Annotated in this window: 14 protein-coding genes; 9 read left to right on the forward strand and 5 right to left on the reverse strand. The window is 68.4% G+C overall.

The features are described 5' to 3' along the window. Positions 1–85: 85 nt before the first annotated feature. Positions 86–352 carry a YcgL domain-containing protein gene (locus RT456_RS13590; protein WP_313347506.1) on the forward strand — a complete coding sequence of 89 codons (267 nt, stop codon included), beginning with the start codon at positions 86–88 and terminating at the stop codon, positions 350–352. Beyond that, the gene (locus RT456_RS13595; protein ID WP_313347508.1) at positions 345–3,692 is read left to right on the forward strand and encodes an ankyrin repeat domain-containing protein; all 3,348 of its coding nucleotides are present in this window, start codon (positions 345–347) and stop codon (positions 3,690–3,692) included. Before RT456_RS13590 ends, RT456_RS13595 begins: the two co-directional genes overlap by 8 nt. Before the next feature lie 152 nt (positions 3,693–3,844). On the opposite strand, the gene RT456_RS13600 is transcribed toward RT456_RS13595, so the two are convergent. Further along, complete coding sequence (locus tag RT456_RS13600; RefSeq protein ID WP_313347510.1) at positions 3,845–4,267, reverse strand: hypothetical protein; 423 nt, start codon at positions 4,265–4,267, stop codon at positions 3,845–3,847. 300 nt (positions 4,268–4,567) lie between these two features. Here RT456_RS13600 and RT456_RS13605 point away from each other — a divergent pair, with 300 nt between their 5' ends. Further along, positions 4,568–4,939 carry a hypothetical protein gene (locus RT456_RS13605; protein WP_313347512.1) on the forward strand — a complete coding sequence of 124 codons (372 nt, stop codon included), beginning with the start codon at positions 4,568–4,570 and terminating at the stop codon, positions 4,937–4,939. Between the two features lie 51 nt (positions 4,940–4,990). Here the strand turns inward: RT456_RS13605 and RT456_RS13610 are convergent, their stop codons facing one another. Together RT456_RS13610 and RT456_RS13615 are read right to left on the reverse strand one after the other, a co-directional pair. Further along, complete coding sequence (locus RT456_RS13610) at positions 4,991–5,443, reverse strand: DUF695 domain-containing protein (RefSeq protein ID WP_313347514.1); 453 nt, start codon at positions 5,441–5,443, stop codon at positions 4,991–4,993. A gap of 50 nt (positions 5,444–5,493) precedes the next feature. Continuing rightward, a complete protein-coding gene (locus tag RT456_RS13615; protein WP_313347516.1) occupies positions 5,494–7,299 on the reverse strand; it encodes a monovalent cation:proton antiporter-2 (CPA2) family protein in 1,806 nt (601 codons plus the stop codon). A gap of 312 nt (positions 7,300–7,611) precedes the next feature. On the opposite strand from RT456_RS13615, the gene mgtE reads away from it, so the two are divergent. The 3 genes from mgtE to RT456_RS13630 all read left to right on the forward strand — a co-directional run bounded on the left by mgtE (position 7,612) and on the right by RT456_RS13630 (position 12,669). After that, the gene (mgtE, locus tag RT456_RS13620) at positions 7,612–8,982 is read left to right on the forward strand and encodes a magnesium transporter (RefSeq protein WP_313347518.1); all 1,371 of its coding nucleotides are present in this window, start codon (positions 7,612–7,614) and stop codon (positions 8,980–8,982) included. A 209-nt stretch (positions 8,983–9,191) separates the two neighbouring features. After that, positions 9,192–11,921 (forward strand): bifunctional acetate--CoA ligase family protein/GNAT family N-acetyltransferase, encoded by a 2,730-nt coding sequence (locus RT456_RS13625; protein WP_313347520.1) that lies wholly within the window; start codon positions 9,192–9,194, stop codon positions 11,919–11,921. A gap of 49 nt (positions 11,922–11,970) precedes the next feature. Then, the gene (locus tag RT456_RS13630) at positions 11,971–12,669 is read left to right on the forward strand and encodes an alpha/beta hydrolase (RefSeq protein ID WP_313347522.1); all 699 of its coding nucleotides are present in this window, start codon (positions 11,971–11,973) and stop codon (positions 12,667–12,669) included. 184 nt (positions 12,670–12,853) lie between these two features. On the opposite strand, the gene dkgB is transcribed toward RT456_RS13630, so the two are convergent. Both dkgB and RT456_RS13640 read right to left on the reverse strand, forming a co-directional pair. Further along, a complete protein-coding gene (gene dkgB, locus RT456_RS13635; RefSeq protein WP_313347524.1) occupies positions 12,854–13,657 on the reverse strand; it encodes a 2,5-didehydrogluconate reductase DkgB in 804 nt (267 codons plus the stop codon). 78 nt (positions 13,658–13,735) lie between these two features. Further along, positions 13,736–14,950: an MFS transporter gene (locus tag RT456_RS13640; RefSeq protein WP_313347526.1), complete on the reverse strand. Its 1,215-nt coding sequence runs from the start codon at positions 14,948–14,950 to the stop codon at positions 13,736–13,738. Positions 14,951–15,074: 124 nt separating this feature from the next. Here RT456_RS13640 and RT456_RS13645 point away from each other — a divergent pair, with 124 nt between their 5' ends. The 3 genes from RT456_RS13645 (at position 15,075) to RT456_RS13655 (ending at position 17,428) form a co-directional block, all read left to right on the forward strand. After that, positions 15,075–15,977 carry a LysR family transcriptional regulator gene (locus tag RT456_RS13645; RefSeq protein ID WP_313347528.1) on the forward strand — a complete coding sequence of 301 codons (903 nt, stop codon included), beginning with the start codon at positions 15,075–15,077 and terminating at the stop codon, positions 15,975–15,977. A 103-nt stretch (positions 15,978–16,080) separates the two neighbouring features. Further along, positions 16,081–16,533: an Rrf2 family transcriptional regulator gene (locus tag RT456_RS13650; RefSeq protein WP_313347530.1), complete on the forward strand. Its 453-nt coding sequence runs from the start codon at positions 16,081–16,083 to the stop codon at positions 16,531–16,533. Beyond that, on the forward strand, positions 16,523–17,428 hold the full coding sequence (locus tag RT456_RS13655; RefSeq protein ID WP_313347532.1) for an NAD(P)/FAD-dependent oxidoreductase: 906 nt from the start codon (positions 16,523–16,525) through the stop codon (positions 17,426–17,428). Before RT456_RS13650 ends, RT456_RS13655 begins: the two co-directional genes overlap by 11 nt. Positions 17,429–17,556: the final 128 nt, after the last annotated feature.

Below are 17,556 nucleotides of genomic sequence, written 5' to 3' on the forward strand. Positions count from 1 at the left end.
CACCGCAGCGCGTTGCCGTCTTTCGCCCTTGCCTGCTTTACTCCACAATCAACGCATCTATTCCCAGGGCCAAGCCCCGCGGGCAATGCAAGCCTACGTCTACAAAAGCCAACGCAAGCAGGACACTTACGTCTACCTCGCCGCCCGTGACGCCTTCGATGCCATTCCTGATGCGCTGAAGGCCACACTGGCGCCGTTCGCATTCGTGCTCGAAGTCGCCCTGACCCCCGACCGTCGCCTTGCCCTGGCCGACGCTGATCAAGTGCGCGCCAACCTGGCCGAGCGCGGCTTCCACCTGCAGATGCCACCGCCACCGGTGCCACCCGTGCGGGTACCGCGACGCAATGACTGACGCCCTGCGCACCCGCGCCGCAGGCCTTGCCTTCGGCCTGGGCGGCCTGCTCTCGCTGGCGGTCGTGCTCGGCGGCGTGCCGGCGGCACTGGGTGCGGCATTGGCACAGCCTGCGTTCGCGCTGGGCATGTCGTGGTGGCGGCGCAGCCGGACCGTGCCCGCCATGGCGCAGCTGGCACGCCAGGATGTTCCCGCGCTGCTCGCGCTGTGGGGGCTTGGGCCGCTGCTGTTGGCGCTGCTGGTGGCCTGGCCGCTGGGCGCGCTGCACGACAGCGGCAGCCTGGCCGCCGTGCTGGGCCTGAGCGTGGCCGTCAGTGCCGCGCTGCTCGGCGTCTGGCGGACCTGGCCGTTGTGGAACGAGATCGAGCGCAGCGACGGCAGCCTGGCGCGCCATTGGCGGACCCTGGCCGCGCGCGACCTCACCGCCTGGCGTGGCCTGATCGTGGCCGGCCTGGTGGTCGCCGTCTGCGCGTTGGTGGTGGTGCCGGCGTGGCCCGGCCTGCTCCCGGACGGCCTGCGCTGGCCCTTCGCGCTGGCCGTGCTGCTGGGTTCGCCGTTGGCGCACTTCGCCCTGCAGCGGATTGCACCGGCCGATCCGCTGGCCACCCGCAGCCACCTCGATCTGGGCAACGACCCGTTCGCGGCGGCCGTGCATGCCGCTGGCGCCCACGATGAAGCCCCGCAGCCGCTGGAGCCGCTGGGCCAGCACGAACGCCTGCCGGCCCTTTACGAAGCGGCACGCAGCGGCCGCGTCGACCGCGCGCTGCAGCTGCTGGCCGCCGGTGCCGATCCGCAGGGCCTGCCCGACCCGGCCTGGCGCGACCAGCGCAGCCTGGTGGTGCTGGCCGCCGTACTGCCGGACCTGCGCCTGCTGCGCGAACTGATCGCACGCGGCGTCGGTGTCAATGCGCCGCATCGCGGCATGACCCCCTTGCTGGCGGCCACCCGTGACAGCTGGCACGGCCGGCCCGAAGCGGTGATGACGCTGCTCGCCAACGGTGCGGACTCGCGCGCCGTGGATACCGAGGGCAACACGCCCCTGCATCACGCCGCGCGCAGCTCCGACCCGGGCGTGGCCGCGCTGCTGCGCGACGCCGCCGCCGAAGTGGACGCGCTCAACCAGGATGGCTGGTCGCCGCTGGCCGTGGCCTGCCAGGTCGGCAACTGGCGGCTGGCCCGTTTCCTGCTCGAGCGCGGCGCGCGCACCGAACCGGCCGACGGCACGCCCGTACTGCTGGCCGCCGCCGGCACGGAAGAAGACGATCCGGCGGGCGTGCAGCTGCTGCTCAAGCACAAGGCGCGTGCCGACGCGCGCGACCGCCAGCGCCGCAGCGCACTGCACGAAGCCGCGCTGGCCGGGCACGTGGACATCATCGATGTGCTGCTGGCCGCCGGCGCCAACCTGGAGGCGCGCGACGCGCTGTCGCGCACGCCGTGGCTGGAAGCCGCCCGTGCCGGGCGCGCCGCCGTGATCGAACACCTGCTGCCGCACACCCCGGATATCACCGCGGTGGACGGCGAAGGCCGCAACGCCGTACTGCTGGCCTGCATGGCGGAAAACGTGTCGCCGCTGCTGGTGCGTCGCCTGCTCGAGCTCGGCATTGCCGCCGATGTTCCGGATCCGCAGGGCCGCCGCGCGGTCGACATCGCCGCCAGCGCCGGTCGCTGGGCGATCGTCTCGCTGCTCGACCGCAGCTATCCGCTGCCGGCGGCGGTGAGCGACGGCCTGGCCGGCGCAGCCGACGCCGAGCCAGGCACCCCGGCACTGCCCGACCGGCCGCCGCTGGACCTGCTGCGCGAGGCGCTGGGCTTCGGCAACACGGACGGCATGGCTTCGCTGGCCCGTCTGTGCAGCGCCGATGAGCTCGGCGGCCTGCTGCACGATGCCGAACTCGCGCTCGACCCGCAGGCGGTGGACTGGCTGCTGGCACACGGCGCCGCCCCGGAAGTGCTGGACGCCTGTGGCGACACCCCCATGTTCGCGCTGCTCGCGCGCGGCATCGACGCGGTGCCGGCGCTGCAGGTGCTGCTGCGCCGCGGCCTGTCGCCGGCCGGTGCCGGTGGCCTTGCACGCCTGCTCAGTGCCTGCGCGCAGCACGACCATGCCTCGCGCGGGCTGGAGCAGCTGGCGCTGGACCTGCTCGAACGCGGCGCCGATCCATTCGCCGCCTCGCCAGCGGGTGATCCGCCGTTGTCGCTGGCGGTGCGCCTGGGCTGGCTGCGCCTGCAGCAGGCCCTGCTCACCCTGGGCGTGGACCGTGAGGCGCGCGACAGCCATGGCATGACCGCGCTGCACCTGGCCACCGCGCTGGCGCGCGAAGGCTCGCTCAAGCTGCTCGTACAGCAGGGCGCCTCGCCCGAAGCGCGCGCCGCAGACGGGCAGACGCCGTTGGGCGTGGCGCTGTCGATCGGTCGCCGCGACCTGGCCGACTGGCTGGACTGGCGCGTATGGCAGCTGCCGCGCCGCGCGCTGCGCGACGGTGACCTGCCGGCCGCGGCCATGGCCGGCGACGCCGATGCGGTACGCCGCCTGATCGACCTTGGGTTTGCGGTGGACGTGGTGGACGCGCAGGGCTGCACCGCGCTGCTGCGTGCTGCCGGTGGCGGCCACCTGGCCGTGGTCGACCTGCTGCTCGCGCGCGGTGCCAATCCGCAGCATGCGGCTGCGAGCGGGGCCACGCCGCTGTCGGCGGCGGTCAGCATGCGCCAGATCGACATCGTCTCGGCCCTGCTCGATGCGGGCGCGGAGCTGGAATACCGCCTGCCCGGCGGCGTCACCGTGCTGATGCTGGCCTCGGCGCTGGGCCTGCCCGATATCGCCGCCCGCCTGCTCACCGCCGGTGCCGACGTGCATGCCGGTGATGCGCAGCAGCTGGGCCCGCTGCACTGCGCCGCGTTGTACGGCTTCAGCGCACGCGACCGCTCACGCCTGCTGGCACTGCTGGATACGCTGCTGCTCTCCGGCGCGGAACCGGACCAGGCCGCCGCCGGCTCGGTCACGCCGCTGCTGCTGCTGCTGGGCGCACGCGCCGAGCCGGGCACCGCCTGCGACGAGCAGATCGTGCTGGCCGCCGTGGAACGGCTGCTCGACGAAGATGTGTCGCTGGATGCGCGTGATCCACGCGGGTTTGGGCCCTTGCACCTGGCCGCGCTGCATGGCCTGCCGCTGCTGGTGCAACGCCTGATGCGCGCCGGAGCCGATCCGGACGTACGCGATGCGCTGAACCGCACGCCGCGCGAGATCGCGGTGATGCGCGGTTTCATCGACGTAGCCGGCGAATTCGAGCCGCGCGTACCGGGCGTGTCCTCGATGGCGAGGTTCCTGCGCGACAACGGCTGAGCGGCCGCACGACCAACGGTCGTGCGCTACCGCCTACCGCCGACCCGGTAATCCGAACGGGCAACCCGAACGAACAATCCGACGCGGCAACCCGAACGGGTCACCCGACGGGGTAGAGCCGACGGGGTAGAGCCGACTGTTAGTCGGCTGCTCTACTCGACGACGCCGCCCAACGTCTTGACCTCCTTCAGAAGCGCCTGCACGCCCACATCGGTAACCTGTGGCCTAAGGAACTGGTTGTACACCAGCTCGTCCTTGCTGGCCGCCACGAAGATCCGCTTGGGGCCGATGAACGGCGTGCGTGCATCGTTGATGTACTGATCTTCGGCGAGCCAGCGCTTCCCTCCTTCCTTTTTCCATGCGGGATCAAGCGTGATGCGCTCCAGGCGCTTCTCTCCCTTGGACGTAATCTCCAGCCACGCACAACTCTTGTCGTTCACTGCGATGCATACAAACGGTCCCATACGCACATTCGGCTGCAGGGCCGGTTGCTTGAGCTCACCGGAAGTGCGAAGCAACTCCAGGGACAGATACGCAACCGCGCCGGGGACGATCTCTTCTTCGGTAATGCTCATGACCTGGCTCCATGATGACGGTGGCCTTCCGCACCACGCGGCAGGCTCAAGCGCATTCAATTGGATTCCGAATCGTCCTGCAGAACCGTGGGTTGCCACGACTGTGCCGCGCGTTGCGACGTGCGCATTGCTGGCGAGGCACTCACCGCATTGGCTGCGTGCGAACGCCGAGAACAGGAGTGCCGGCCCGACTGCAGGGCATCATGTTGAAGGTCATGCCGATGGCGGTCCAACCACATCTGCCAGCCATGCCGAAGTATGTTTGGTTTACCGTACTCGATTGCACTCGAAGGACTGGTTATGAATGAGGTAGCAATAGCCAAAGATGGACATAGGGAGATGTCAGTCCCTGAAGTCTGGAGGCCCACTCTGGTAGCTATCGTTGATGCACTGGTGGAAGAAAGGGAACCATCTCTGCCGCAGGTTGTGGACCGGGCACCGGCCGCCTGGTCGGGGATGCAGGCAAATGTGCGGGAGTACGGAGCGCGCCTGAAGAAGTTGCCGGAGGCATCCTGGGAGTCTTCCGTATGCATCTGGTACGGATCTTTCTGGGACGTTCTCGTCGACCTCCATACCGAGGAGGAAGGAAGAAGCGATCTTGTGCTTCAGGTGCATATCCACGAAGACGATGGTGGGTACCGTTACGAGGTCGTATTGGTTTACGTTCCGTGATGCCTGCAGGGGCTGCGAAATGAGTGGCCTGCCCGCAATGAACCACCACAGTTAATCGGAAGTAGAGGCTTGAATCACCAGTTCCAGCTCAGGTTGCGCCAGGAGCCAGTCACCGTCGTGCTCCATCTGGTACTCCCACTCCCGTAAGGGCTCCGAAACGGAGATCAGCGCCTGCAGGGTCTCATGTGCCCTCTCGGCGTTGCGTACTCTATACAAAAGGACGCGCTCCCCACGGGCAGTAATTCGGGCGAGGAAAATAGCGTTGTCGTCTGCCTGAATGGCCGGCTCGATCCACTTTTCCAGTTGAATGAGGCTGTCCACTTCTTCTGCGGTAGGCATGCCGTTTTCCCCTTGCACGGCGCAATGCACGCCAACTCTCAAGTGCCACGGATAATCATCGCGCTCTGTGAACTGCAGGAGCGCACAATTGACAACAACGATCGCTGGATCGCTGCCGATAGCAGTCTCAAACAGAGAATAGTAGGGATCGGGAATACCTTTCATCCAGCAACATCCGGTTGACCCACGTCAGTATTCCAGAATTCCTCCTTCCCTCACTCGGCACGCGACGCGTCCGACCTCTTCCCATCGCTTTCCGCATCCGCCTCGAACAGATGCATCAGATCCGCGCGCGCATCCCGCGAGGTCTGTATCACCGCGGCGTCGTCGTCGTAGACCAGGTACTGGTCGCGCAGCAGCTTTTCATCATGCTCGCGGAACCGCTCGACATGGTTGCGCGCCGTCTCCGCCGGCACGCCCAGTGCGGTCAGCACCCGCTCGCTCATGTCCAGGCTGGTGCCGAACACCTCGCGGAAGGGCTCGGCGGACATATCCATCAACCGCCACGCATGCTGGCGGTTGCGCGCGCGGGCCAGCACCACCGCGTGCGGGTACATGCGCCGGATGAGCCGGGTGGCGCGCATGTTCGCGTCCGGATCGTCCAGCGTTACCACGTACACCCGCACGTGCTCGCCGCCGGCCGCCCGCAGCATCTCCGGCCGCGAGGGATCGCCGTAGTACAGCTTGTTGCCGAACCGGCGCAGGTCCGACACCGTGTCCGGGTTCGACTCCAGCGCGATGAAGGGAATTTTCTGTGCGGTCAGCAGTCGCGCGACCACCTGGCCGAGGCGCCCCATGCCCGCGATCATCACGCTGGGCTCGGTGCCGCCGGTGTCCACCGTGTCGGCGGGTCGCTTGTTCTCCACCGGCGTGTCTTCGCTGCCGAGCAGCCGCAGCAGCGCGATCATCAGCAGCGGCGTGATCGCCATCGACAGGCCGACGATCGCCACCAGCCGGTCATGGTTCGCATTGCCGAGCAGCTGCGCACGCTGCGCCTCGTTGAACACCACGAACGCGAATTCGCCGCCCAGCCACAACACGCTGCCCAGCAGCAGCGCATGCCGCGTGCTGAGCCGGGCGACCTTGCCGATACCGAACAGCAGCCCGAACTTCACCACCAGCAGCAGCCCTACGCCGAGCGCGATCATGCCCGGTTCGGCCACCACACGGTCCAGGTCGATGCCCATGCCCACGGCGATGAAGAACAGCCCCAGCAGCAGCCCCTTGAACGGTTCGATCTGCGATTCCAGTTCGTGGCGGAACTCGGAATCGGACAGCAGCACGCCGGCCAGGAACGCGCCCAGGCTCGGGCTCAACCCGGCCTCCTGCATGAACCATGCAGTGCCAAGCACCATCAGCAGCGCCATGGCCGTGAACACTTCCGGGCTGCGCGTGCGCGCGATGATGGTGAACAACCGGCGCAGCACCGGTCGCCCGAACAGGATGACCACGGCCAGTGCACCCAGCGCCACTGCCACATCGTTCCACTGCAGCGTTTCGTTCTTCACCCCGCCCAGCAGCGGGATGGCCGCCAGCAGCGGAATGGCGATCAGGTCCTGGAACAGCAGGATGGCGAACCCCAGCCGCCCGTAGTCGGTGTTGACCGCATTGTGTTCGGACAGCAGCTGCAGGCCCACCGCCGTGGACGACAGCGCCAGCGCAACGCCCACGATGAGCGCCGCTTTCCACTGGAAGTGATCGAGCAGCAGCACCGCGCCCAGCACCAGCGCACTCAATGCCACCTGCGCCGTGCCCGCCCCGAACACCGAGCGCCGCATCACCTTGAGGCGCGCCGGTGACAGTTCCAGCCCGATCACGAACAACAGCATCACCACGCCGATTTCCGCCGCGCCCAGGATCCGGTCGGCGTCCTGGACGAAGCCCAGCCCGTCCGGCCCCAGCACCACCCCGGCCACCAGGTAGCCCAGCACCGCGCCCAGCCCCAGCTTCTTGAACACCGGTACCGCGATCACCGCGGCCAGCAGCAGCACCAGGGCCAGTTCCAGGGCACCGCTATGCATGGGGGAACCTGCTCATGGGGTGGGGGAGTAAAGAGGACGTCGCCCGGCCATTATGCGGCCGGGCGCGACAACGAAGGCCAATCGCCCCACAACGCAGGTGCCGCGCCGGGTTGACCCCGCCTCCCCGGAGGTCCAGACTGCCCGCCGCTGTTGGCGCGCCTGCGTGGCCGGCAGTAAACCCATCCGGAGTCCAAACCCATGTCCAGCGACAGTAGAAGTCGACCTTGCTCGACGCCAGCGATGGCCACCGCCTGACACGGGACGGTTCGCCAGCGTTGGCGTCGCGCAATCGCGATCCACAAGGCGAACCCCATGAACCAGAAAGACCTCCTGCGCCCGGCAGCCGATGCTGTCGCCCTGAGCGCACCCCTGCAGGACTTCAACACCGCTGACGCGGTGGAATACCTCAACACCCTGGAACTGTCGCGCGCCGCCGACACCCTGGCCGCAGTGCCGTTGCCGCGCGCAGTGAAAATGCTCGAGCAGCCCGAGCTGACCCGCAGTGGCGACCTCATCGCCACCCTGCCGGTGGCCAAGGCCGCCGCGCTGCTGGGGCTGATGGCCGACGACCGTGCCACCGACATCGTGCATGAGCTGGACGAGGACGAGCGCGCGCGCCTGATCCCGCTGCTCAGCCCCGAGTCGCGCCAGGCCATCCAGCAGCTGCTCAGCTATCCGGCGCACACCGCCGGCGCGCTGATGACCACCGAGTTCGTCAGCGTGCCCGCCGACTGGACCGTGGGCCGCACGCTGCAGCACATCCGCGAAGTGGAACGCACCCGCGAGACCGTCTACGCCATCTACGTGCTCGACCCGCGCACGCAGGCGCTGCAGCAGGTCGTCACCATGCGGCGGCTGATCACCGGCCTGCCCGACGAACCCATCCTTGACGTGGCCCAGGTCAACCCGCCGGTCACGGTCGACGCCTTGCTCGACCAGGAAGAGGTGGCGCAGCTGATCCGCCGCCACGATCTGCTGGCCATCCCCGTGGTCGACGCGCGCCAGCACGTGCTGGGCATCGTCACCGTGGACGACATCCTGGATGCGCTCATCGAAGAGTCCACCGAAGACGCGCACAAGTTCGGCGGCATGGAAGCGCTGGAAAAGCCGTACATGCAGATCGGCTTCTTCGAGATGCTGCGCAAGCGCGCCGGCTGGCTCAGCGTGCTGTTCCTGGGCGAAATGCTCACCGCCAGCGCCATGCAGCATTACGAGGACGAGCTGGCCCGCGCCGTGGTGCTCACCCTGTTCATTCCGCTGATCATGAGCTCCGGCGGCAACTCCGGTTCGCAGGCCACCTCGCTGCTGATCCGCAGCTTGGCCCTGCGCGAACTGCGCCTGCGTGACTGGTGGAAGGTGGCCCTGCGCGAAGTGCCTACCGGCATCACCCTGGGCGCCATCCTCGGCGTGCTGGCGATGATCCGCATCGTGTCCTGGCAGCTGCTGGGCCTGCACGATTACGGCGAACACTGGCAGCTGCTGGCGGTGACCATCGGCGCGGCGCTGGTCGGCATCGTCACGTTCGGCTCGCTGTCCGGTTCGATGCTGCCCTTCATCCTCAAGCGTCTCGGCTTCGACCCCGCCAGTGCCTCGGCCCCGTTCGTGGCCACCCTGGTGGACGTTACCGGCCTGGTGATCTATTTCAGCATCGCCGCCGCGATCCTCAGCGGCACGTTGCTGTAGCGCCACGCCCTGCGTGGCAGCGCAGTGCCGGAACCAACCGTAGCGCCACGCCCTGCGTGGCTGCCCTGTCGCCCGTTGCAGGGCGTCCCGCTGCTGCCACGCAGGGCGTGGCTCTACGGTGCATGCGCGCTGCTTTTGCGCCAGATCATGCCAACCGCAGCCCCAGCCGTGTACCGTGTCACCACGTGTCCCGGTGACTGTTCGACCCCATGAGCACCTACCACCTGCAATCCGTGTTCCGTCCGCAATCGGTCGCCGTGGTTGGCGGCAGCCCGCGCGAGCGCTCCGCCGGCCGCGCCGTCATGCGCAACCTGCGCGCCACGGGGTTTCCCGGCAAGGTCGCCTGGATCAATCCGCGCTACGGCGAAATCGACGGCATCCGCACGGTCAAGCGGCTCAAGGACCTGGATTGGGTCCCTGAGCTGATCGTCATCACCGCACCCGCCAGTATCGTCCCGCAGGTGGTCGCCACCGCCGCCGAACGCGGCGTCGCCGCCGCCATCATCCTCACCGCCAACCTCGGGCAGGGTCCCGGCTCGCTGTCCGAACAGGTCGAGGCCGCCGCGCGTCCGAAAGGCCTGCGCATCCTCGGCCCGCACTGCCTGGGCGTCATCGCGCCGCATGCCCGCCTCAATGCCAGCATCGCCGCGCATTTCCCGCAGGCGGGCGATCTTGCCCTCATTTCCGAATCCAGCGCGATCGCCGCCGCCCTGGTGGAGTGGGGCGTCGCGCGCTCCGTCGGATTCTCCGCCGTGGTTTCGCTTGGCGATGCGCTCGACGTCGACTTCGGCGACCTGCTCGACTACTTCGCCACCGACTACCGCACCCGCGCCATCCTGCTGTACGTCGAACACATCCGCGACGCCCGCAAGTTCATGTCCGCCGCCCGCGCCGCCGCCCGCGCCAAGCCCGTGGTGGTGGTCAAATCCGGCCGGCACATCCGCATCGATCCGGATGGCGACACGCACGTGCAGGCGCTGGCCAGCTCCGACGCGGTCTACGGCGCGGCGTTCAACCGCGCTGGCCTGCTCCGCGTGAGCGCGCTGGACGAACTGTTCACCGCCGCTGAAACCCTCGGCCGGCTTGGCACCTTCCCGGGCCGTCGTCTCGCCATACTCAGCAATGGTGGTGGCGTCGGCCGGCTCGCCGTCGACCAGCTGCTGGCCCTGCGCGGTACCCTCGCCGAACTCTCGCCGGGCACCATCGCCGAGCTCGACGGCGTCCTTCCCGAAGGCTGGTCGCGCAGCAATCCCGTGGATATCGTGGTCGATGCGGACGGTGACCGCTACGCCGCCGCCATCGACGCGTTGATGTCCGACAACGGCAACGATGCCGTCCTCGTCGTCAACGTGCCCACCGCGTTCACCTCGTCGGCCGACGCCGCCCAGGCGCTGACCCGCACCCTCGGCCTGCGCCCGCGCCACCACCGCGACAAGCCCGTGTTCGCGGTCTGGCTGGGCAACGATGACCGCGCCACCGCCACCCTCAACGCGGCCCGCGTGCCCACTTATCCCACCGAGGCCGAAGCCGTGCGCGGCTTCCAGCACCTGGTGCGTTACCGCGACGCGCAGGCCGCGCTGATGGAAACCCCGCCAAGCCTGCCGCAGGATTTCGTGGTCGATACCGCGGCCGCGCGCGCCATCGTCGAGGCCGCGCTGGCCGCCGGCCAGCAGTGGCTGGATCCGATCGCCACCCACCAGCTGCTCACGGCCTACGGCATTCCCTCCGCGCCGGTGATGCAGGCCCGCGATCCGCACGAGGCCATGGACCTGGCCCAGCCGTTGCTGGAGCAGGGCGCCACCGTGGCGGTGAAGGTGTTCTCGGCCGACATTCCGCACAAGTCCGATGTCGATGGCGTGCGCCTCAACCTCGGCACCCTGCAGGCGGTGCAGTCCGCCGCCAGTTCCATCCTGGCCCGCGCCCATGAGATGCGCCCGCAGGCGCGGATCGACGGCGTGCTGGTGCAGCCCACCATCGTGCGGCCCAAGGCGCGCGAACTGATCGCCGGCATCGCCGACGACCCGACCTTCGGCCCGGTGGTGGTGTTCGGCCGTGGCGGCACCGCCGTCGAAGTGATCGACGACAAGGCCCTGGCCCTGCCGCCGCTGGACCTGCGCCTTGCCCATGAGCTGATCGGGCGGACCCGCGTGTCGCGCATCCTCAAGGCGTACCGCGACGTTCCCGCCGCCGACGAGCGCGCCGTGGCGCTGATCCTGGTCAAGCTGGCGCAACTGGCGGCCGACATTCCCGAAGTACGCACGCTCGACATCAACCCGCTGTTGGCCGACCGCGACGGCGTCATCGCGCTCGACGCGCGCGTGGCGATCGCACCGTCGCGCAAACTGCACAAGGGCCGTGGCCACCCACGCTTCGCGGTGTTCCCGTATCCGCAGGAATGGGAACGCACCATCACCCTCTCCGACGGTGCGCCCGCGTTCGTGCGCCCGGTGCGCCCGGAGGATGACGCGCTGTTCCGCGCCTTCTTCGCGCGCGTGACCGATGACGACCTGCGGCTGCGCTTCTTCCAGTCGGTCAAGCATTTCAGCCACGAATTCATCGCCCGCCTGACCCAGCTCGACTACGCCCGCTCGATCGCGCTGGTGGCCATCGACCCGCGCAGCGGCGACATGCTGGGTGCGGTGCGGCTGCACGCCGACGCCGATTACGACCGCGGCGAGTACGGCATCCTGATCCGCTCCGACCTCAAGGGCCACGGCATCGGCTGGCGCCTGATGACGATCATGATCGAGTACGCGCAGTGGCTTGGGCTCAACATCATCGAAGGCCAGGTGCTGCGTGAGAACAGCACCATGCTGGCGATGTGCCAGAGCCTGGGGTTCAAGACCCGGCTGGATCCGGACGACTCCACGGTGATGGTGGTGACCCTGCCGGTGCAGAGCGTGCAGGTGCCCGAACCGCCCGAAGGCGCAACGCACTGACCCATGCCGGGCATGGTCCGTGCACGGGCCAGGCCTGACAATGTGCCGCATGACCGATCGAACGCCGCTGTTGCTGTTGCCGGGCCTGCTCAACGACGCCGAACTCTGGCGCGCGCAGATTGCCGCCCTGTCCGATATCGCCGTGTGCACCGTCGGCGACCAGACCCGTGGCGAGACCCTGCAGGCCGTGGTCGATGACGTGCTGGCCCAGGCACCGGAGCGGTTCGCGCTGGCCGGGTTCTCGCTGGGTGGCTTCGTGGCCCAGCAGATCCTGCGCACCGCGCCCGAGCGGGTGCTGCGGTTGGCGCTGATCGATACGTCCTTCCACGCCGATTCGCCCGAGCGGGCCGCGCAACGTCGCACCCAGCAGGCCAGCGTGCGCCTGCCGGGTACCTTCCATGGCTTTGGCGACACGCTCATGCGCAGCTACATCGACGCCTCGCGCCTGGACGACTACGTGCTCGTGCAGCGCGTGCGTGACATGACCACGCGGCTCGGTGCCGAGGTATTCCTGCGCCAGAGCGCGCTGGACCGGGCGGACGGCCGCGATGTACTGGCCGCCTATCGCGATCCGCTGCTGATCGTGTGCGGCGCCAACGACCGCATCACGCCGTTGCCGATCAGCGAAGAGATGCACGCGCTGGCACCGGGCTCGACGCTGGTGGTGCTGCCCGATTGCGGGCACCTGGCGCCGATGGAAAAGCCGGACGACGTCAGCGCCGCCATGCGCGCGTGGCTGCCGGCCTGAGCCGCCAGCGGGCCGCACTAGAGCAGATTGTTCACTATTCAATACATTAACCCAATCTACGTATTGAATAGTGAACTTTTAAATGCGCAGAGGCCTGCGCCGGTCTCTCGCAGCATGGCACGATGAAAAGTTCACGATTCAATACCGTATGCGCCTCTGGGTATGGAATCGTGAACAAAGTGCGTCAATCCCACGCCGGTGCGATCCCCTCCGGATTCGCCAGCCGCTGGCCGCGATCCAGCGTGGCGATCTGCGCCATGTCGTCCTCGCCCAGGCGCAGGTCCGCGGCGAGCAGGTTGCTGGCCAGGTTCTCGCGCCGGGTGGAGGAGGGGATGACCGCGAAGCCCTGCTGCAGCGCCCAGGCCAGCGCCACCTGTGCAGGCGTGGCGTTGTGACGCTCGGCGATGGCCTGGATGACCGGGTCCTTCAATACGTCGCCGTAGGCCAGGCTCATGTATGCGGTGACATGGATGCCCTGCTCGCGCAGGAACGCGATCAGCGCGCGGTTCTGCAGGTAGGGGTGCACTTCGATCTGGTTGGTGGCGATGGCATCGGCACCGAGGATATCGATGGCCTGGCGGGTCAGGTCGATGGTGAAGTTGGAAATGCCGATCTGCCGGGTCAGGCCCTCGGCCTTGGCCTGTGCCAGCGCGCCCAGGTACTCCGCCATCGGCACGGCATCGTTCGGCGACGGCCAGTGGATCAGGGTCAGGTCGACGTGGTCGGTGCGCAGCTTGCGCAGGCTCCCGCGCAGGCTGTCCAGCAGCGCGTCGTGCTGGAAGCTGGCGATCCAGACCTTGGTGGTGATGAACAGATCGTCGCGCGCCACGCCGGAATCGGCGATGGCCTGGCCAACCTCGGCCTCATTGCCGTAGATCTGTGCCGTATCGATGGCGCGGTAGCCCACGTCCAGCGCGTTGCGGACCGAATCGATGACGGTCTGGTCCTTCAGGCGGAACGTGCCGAGGCCAAAGGCGGGAATGCGCATGAAAACTCCTTCAAAGGGGGGCAGTGCAGGCTACGCCGTACACCGTTAAACAAGAGAAACAAGAGGATGGAGCTCCTCTCAATGCGCCGCCACCGAAATCCCGTCGGCACGCGCCTCAACACCATCGCGGGCATCCAACCGCCCACTCAACACAGTCAACCCCAGCGCACCCAGCACCACCAGCGCGCCCAGCCACGGGGTATGCATCAACCCAAGGTGATCGACCACCAGCCCGCCCAGCGACGCACCCAATGCGATACCCACATTGAACGCGGCGATGTTCAGGCCCGAGGCCACGTCCGCCGCCTGCGGTGCAAAGCGCTGCGCCTGCTTCACCACGTACACCTGCAGCCCGGGCACGTTGCCGAATGCCACTGCGCCCAGGGCCAGCACGGTCAGCAGCACCAGCCACATGTTGTAGGCGGTGAAGGTCAGGGCGAACAGCACCAGCGCCAGCAACCCGAAGATCAGCTTCAGCGCCGGAATCGGGCCGCGACGGTCGGCCAGGCGGCCGCCCCACAGGTTGCCGATCGCCACCGACACGCCGTACACCAGCAGCACGCCGCTTACCGCGTTCGGCGCGAAGCCGGTGACGTCCTGCAGGATCGAGGCGAGGTAGGTGAACGACAGGAACGTGCCGCCATAGCCCAGTGCGGTGATCGCATACACCAGCAGCAGGCGCGGCTGCGCCAGTACCGCCAGCTGCTGGCCGAACGTGGCCGGCGCACTGCGCTGCAGGTTGCGCGGCACGAACAGCAGGCTGCCGAGCAGGGCGATCACGCCCAGCGCCGCCACCGCCAGGAAGGTCGCCCGCCAGCCCAGGTGCTGGCCGATGAACGTACCCAGCGGCACGCCGGTGACCAGCGCCACGGTGAGGCCGGTGAACATGATCGCGATCGCGCTGGCCGCCTTCTCTTTAGGAACTACCGATGTGGCGATGATCGAGCCGATCGAGAAGAACACGCCGTGCGCCAGGCCGGTCAGGATGCGGGCCACGATCAGCGAGCCGTACCCCGGGGCCATCCACGCAATCACGTTGCCCAGGGTGAACAGCACCATCAGCGCCACCAGCAGCGTCTTGCGCGGCACCCGCCCGGTCAGCGCGGTCAGCACCGGCGCACCCACCGCCACCCCCAACGCGTACAGCGAGACCAGCAGGCCCGCCGAGGGCAGGGACACGCCAAGGTCGGCGGCAATGGTCGGGATCAGCCCGACGATGACGAATTCAGTCGTGCCGATGGCGTACGCACCGAGCGTCAGCGCCAACAAGGCCAAGGGGATGCCGCGGGACATGGTCGTTACCGGTGGGAGGACAGGCTGCGCAGTCTGCGCGCCAGACTCTTGCCGAAACAGCGGTCTTCACGCCAATGACTATTGAGTTCTGGTCAATAATGGGGCCTGCCCGACGGACCACGCCATGAAGACCACCCTGGACGAAATGCAGGCGTTCATTGCCGTCATCGACAGCGGCTCGATCACGGCTGCTGCCGAGGCGCTGGGCCAGACCACCTCGGGCGTCAGCCGCGCACTGGGCCGACTGGAGGAGAAGCTGGGCACGACCCTGCTCACCCGCACCACGCGGCGGCTGCAGCTGACCGAGGAGGGCGATGCCTTCCTGGCCCAGGCCCGCGCGATCGTGGCATCAGTGGAAGCGGCTGAAGAGCAGGTGGCTGCGCGGCGGCAACGCCCGGCGGGGCGGCTCCGCGTGGATGCGGCCACCCCGTTCGTGCTGCATGTGATCGCTCCGCTGGTGGCGGGCTACCGCGCCCGTTACCCGGAGGTGCAGCTGGAACTCAACAGCAGCGAGCGCTACATCGACCTGCTGGAACGGCGCACCGACGTGGCCATCCGCATCGGCCCGCTGGCCGACTCCACCCTGCATGCGCGCCCGCTGGCGCACAGCCGCCTGCGGGTGCTGGCCAGCCCGGCCTACCTGGCGCAGCACGGCACGCCCCAGGGCGTGGAAGACCTGGCCGGACACGCACTGCTCGGTTTCAACGAACCGGACTCGCTCAACCACTGGCCGCTGCCCGGCCGCACCGACGCACTGCTGCACATCCGGCCGGCGGTGGCCGTGTCCAGCGGCGAGACCCTGCGCCGCCTGGCACTGGAAGGGGCCGGCATCGTCTGCCTGTCCGACTTCATGACCCAGCGCGACCGCGATGCAGGCACGCTCGTGCAACTGCTGCCCACCCTGACCGTCGAGGTGCGCCAGCCGATCCACGCGGTGTACTACCGCAACACGGCGGTGTCCGCGCGGATCACGTCGTTCCTGGACTACCTGGGTGATGCCATGACCGGCGCCGCGTTCCTCCGGTAGGTGCCCACCGTTGCCCGGCCCTCATGAACGGTGAACGTCTGCAGGGGCTGGCCAACAGCCGGCGCTACCCAACGCGGCGTTAATATGTAACTATTGGCGTTACATGAAATCCAGCACCCAGTTTTCCGACGCCCTGCATGTCATGGCCCACCTGGTGGGCCAGCCCGGGCCCCGCACGTCCGAGCAGCTGGCCACCTGCCTGCCCACACACCCGGTGGTGATTCGTCGGTTGCTGGCCGCGCTGCACAAAGGCGGCCTGGTGCACACCGTGCGCGGCCACGGTGGCGGCAGCCAGCTGGCACGCGACCCGGCCACCATCACCCTGCACGACGTCTACGTGGCCATCGGCTCGCCGGCGTTGTTGCATATCGGCGCGCGCGACACCGGGCGTGGCTGCCCGGTGCAGCAGGTCGTCAACAGCGCGCTGGATGACAGCTACCAGCAGGCTCAGGTGCTGCTCGAACAACGCCTCCATGCCACCACCCTGGCCACGCTGGGCGACGCCTTCGCCCGGCACCTGGCCCACCACGCCACAGGAGCAGCGCATGACCTTTGATGCCGTGATCGTCGGCGGCAGTTACGCCGGCCTGTCCGCCGCCATGATGCTCGCGCGTGCGCGCCGCAGCGTGCTGGTGATCGACAGCGGCCTGCCGCGCAACCGCTTTGCCGCGCACTCGCACGGCGTGCTGGGCCTGGATGGCATCGGCGGCGGTGAGCTGCTGCGGCAGGCCAAGGCGCAGCTGCTCGATTACCCCAGCGTGCGCTGGATCAGTGACACCGCCACCGATGCGCAGGTCACCGTGGACGGCTTCGCGGTGCACACCGCCGGCGGTGACACCTGGGCCACCCGCAAGCTGCTGCTGGCCACCGGCGTACGCGATGCGCTTCCCGACCTTCCCGGCCTGTCCGAACGCTGGGGCCACAGCGTGCTGCACTGCCCCTACTGCCACGGCTATGAAGTGGGTGGCGGAGCCATCGGGCTGCTTGGCGGCCACGCACTGTCCAGCATGATGGCCGGCGTGCTGGCCGACTGGGGGCAGGTCACGCTGTTCGCGCAGGGCATGACCCTGGAAGACGATGCGATCGCCACCCTGCAGCGCCGCGGCGTGCGCATCGAAACCAGCGAGGTGGTCGCGCTGGAAGGCGAGGCTCCGCAGCTGAGCGCGGCACTGCTTGCCGACGGTCGCCGCATCGACCTGCGCGCGCTGTTCGTCACCGCGCGCCAGCACATGGGCTCCCCGCTGGTGGAACAGCTGGGCTGTGCGCTGGATGAGAGCCCGGTTGGGGTGCTGGTGCGGGTCGATGCGCAGAAGCAGACCACGGTGCCCGGCGTATACGCCGCCGGCGATGCCAGCGTGATGGGCAACATCACCCTGGCCAGCGCTGAAGGCGTGCGCGCCGGCGTGAGCCTGCACCACGCACTGGTGGCGGAAGACAGCACGGCGGCCTGACCGGCGTCGCCGACCGTCGGCCGGCTCTACGCGATCTCAATCGGCATCAGCGGGAGCCTGGCGACGGGGTGATTGCATGGGCGCATATCGCAGGGCGTGGATCCACCGGGTCGTGGAGCCACCCCAGC

Origin of the sequence: Stenotrophomonas sp. (assembly GCF_032099025.1) — a bacterium.
Classification (GTDB): Bacteria; Pseudomonadota; Gammaproteobacteria; order Xanthomonadales; family Xanthomonadaceae; genus Stenotrophomonas.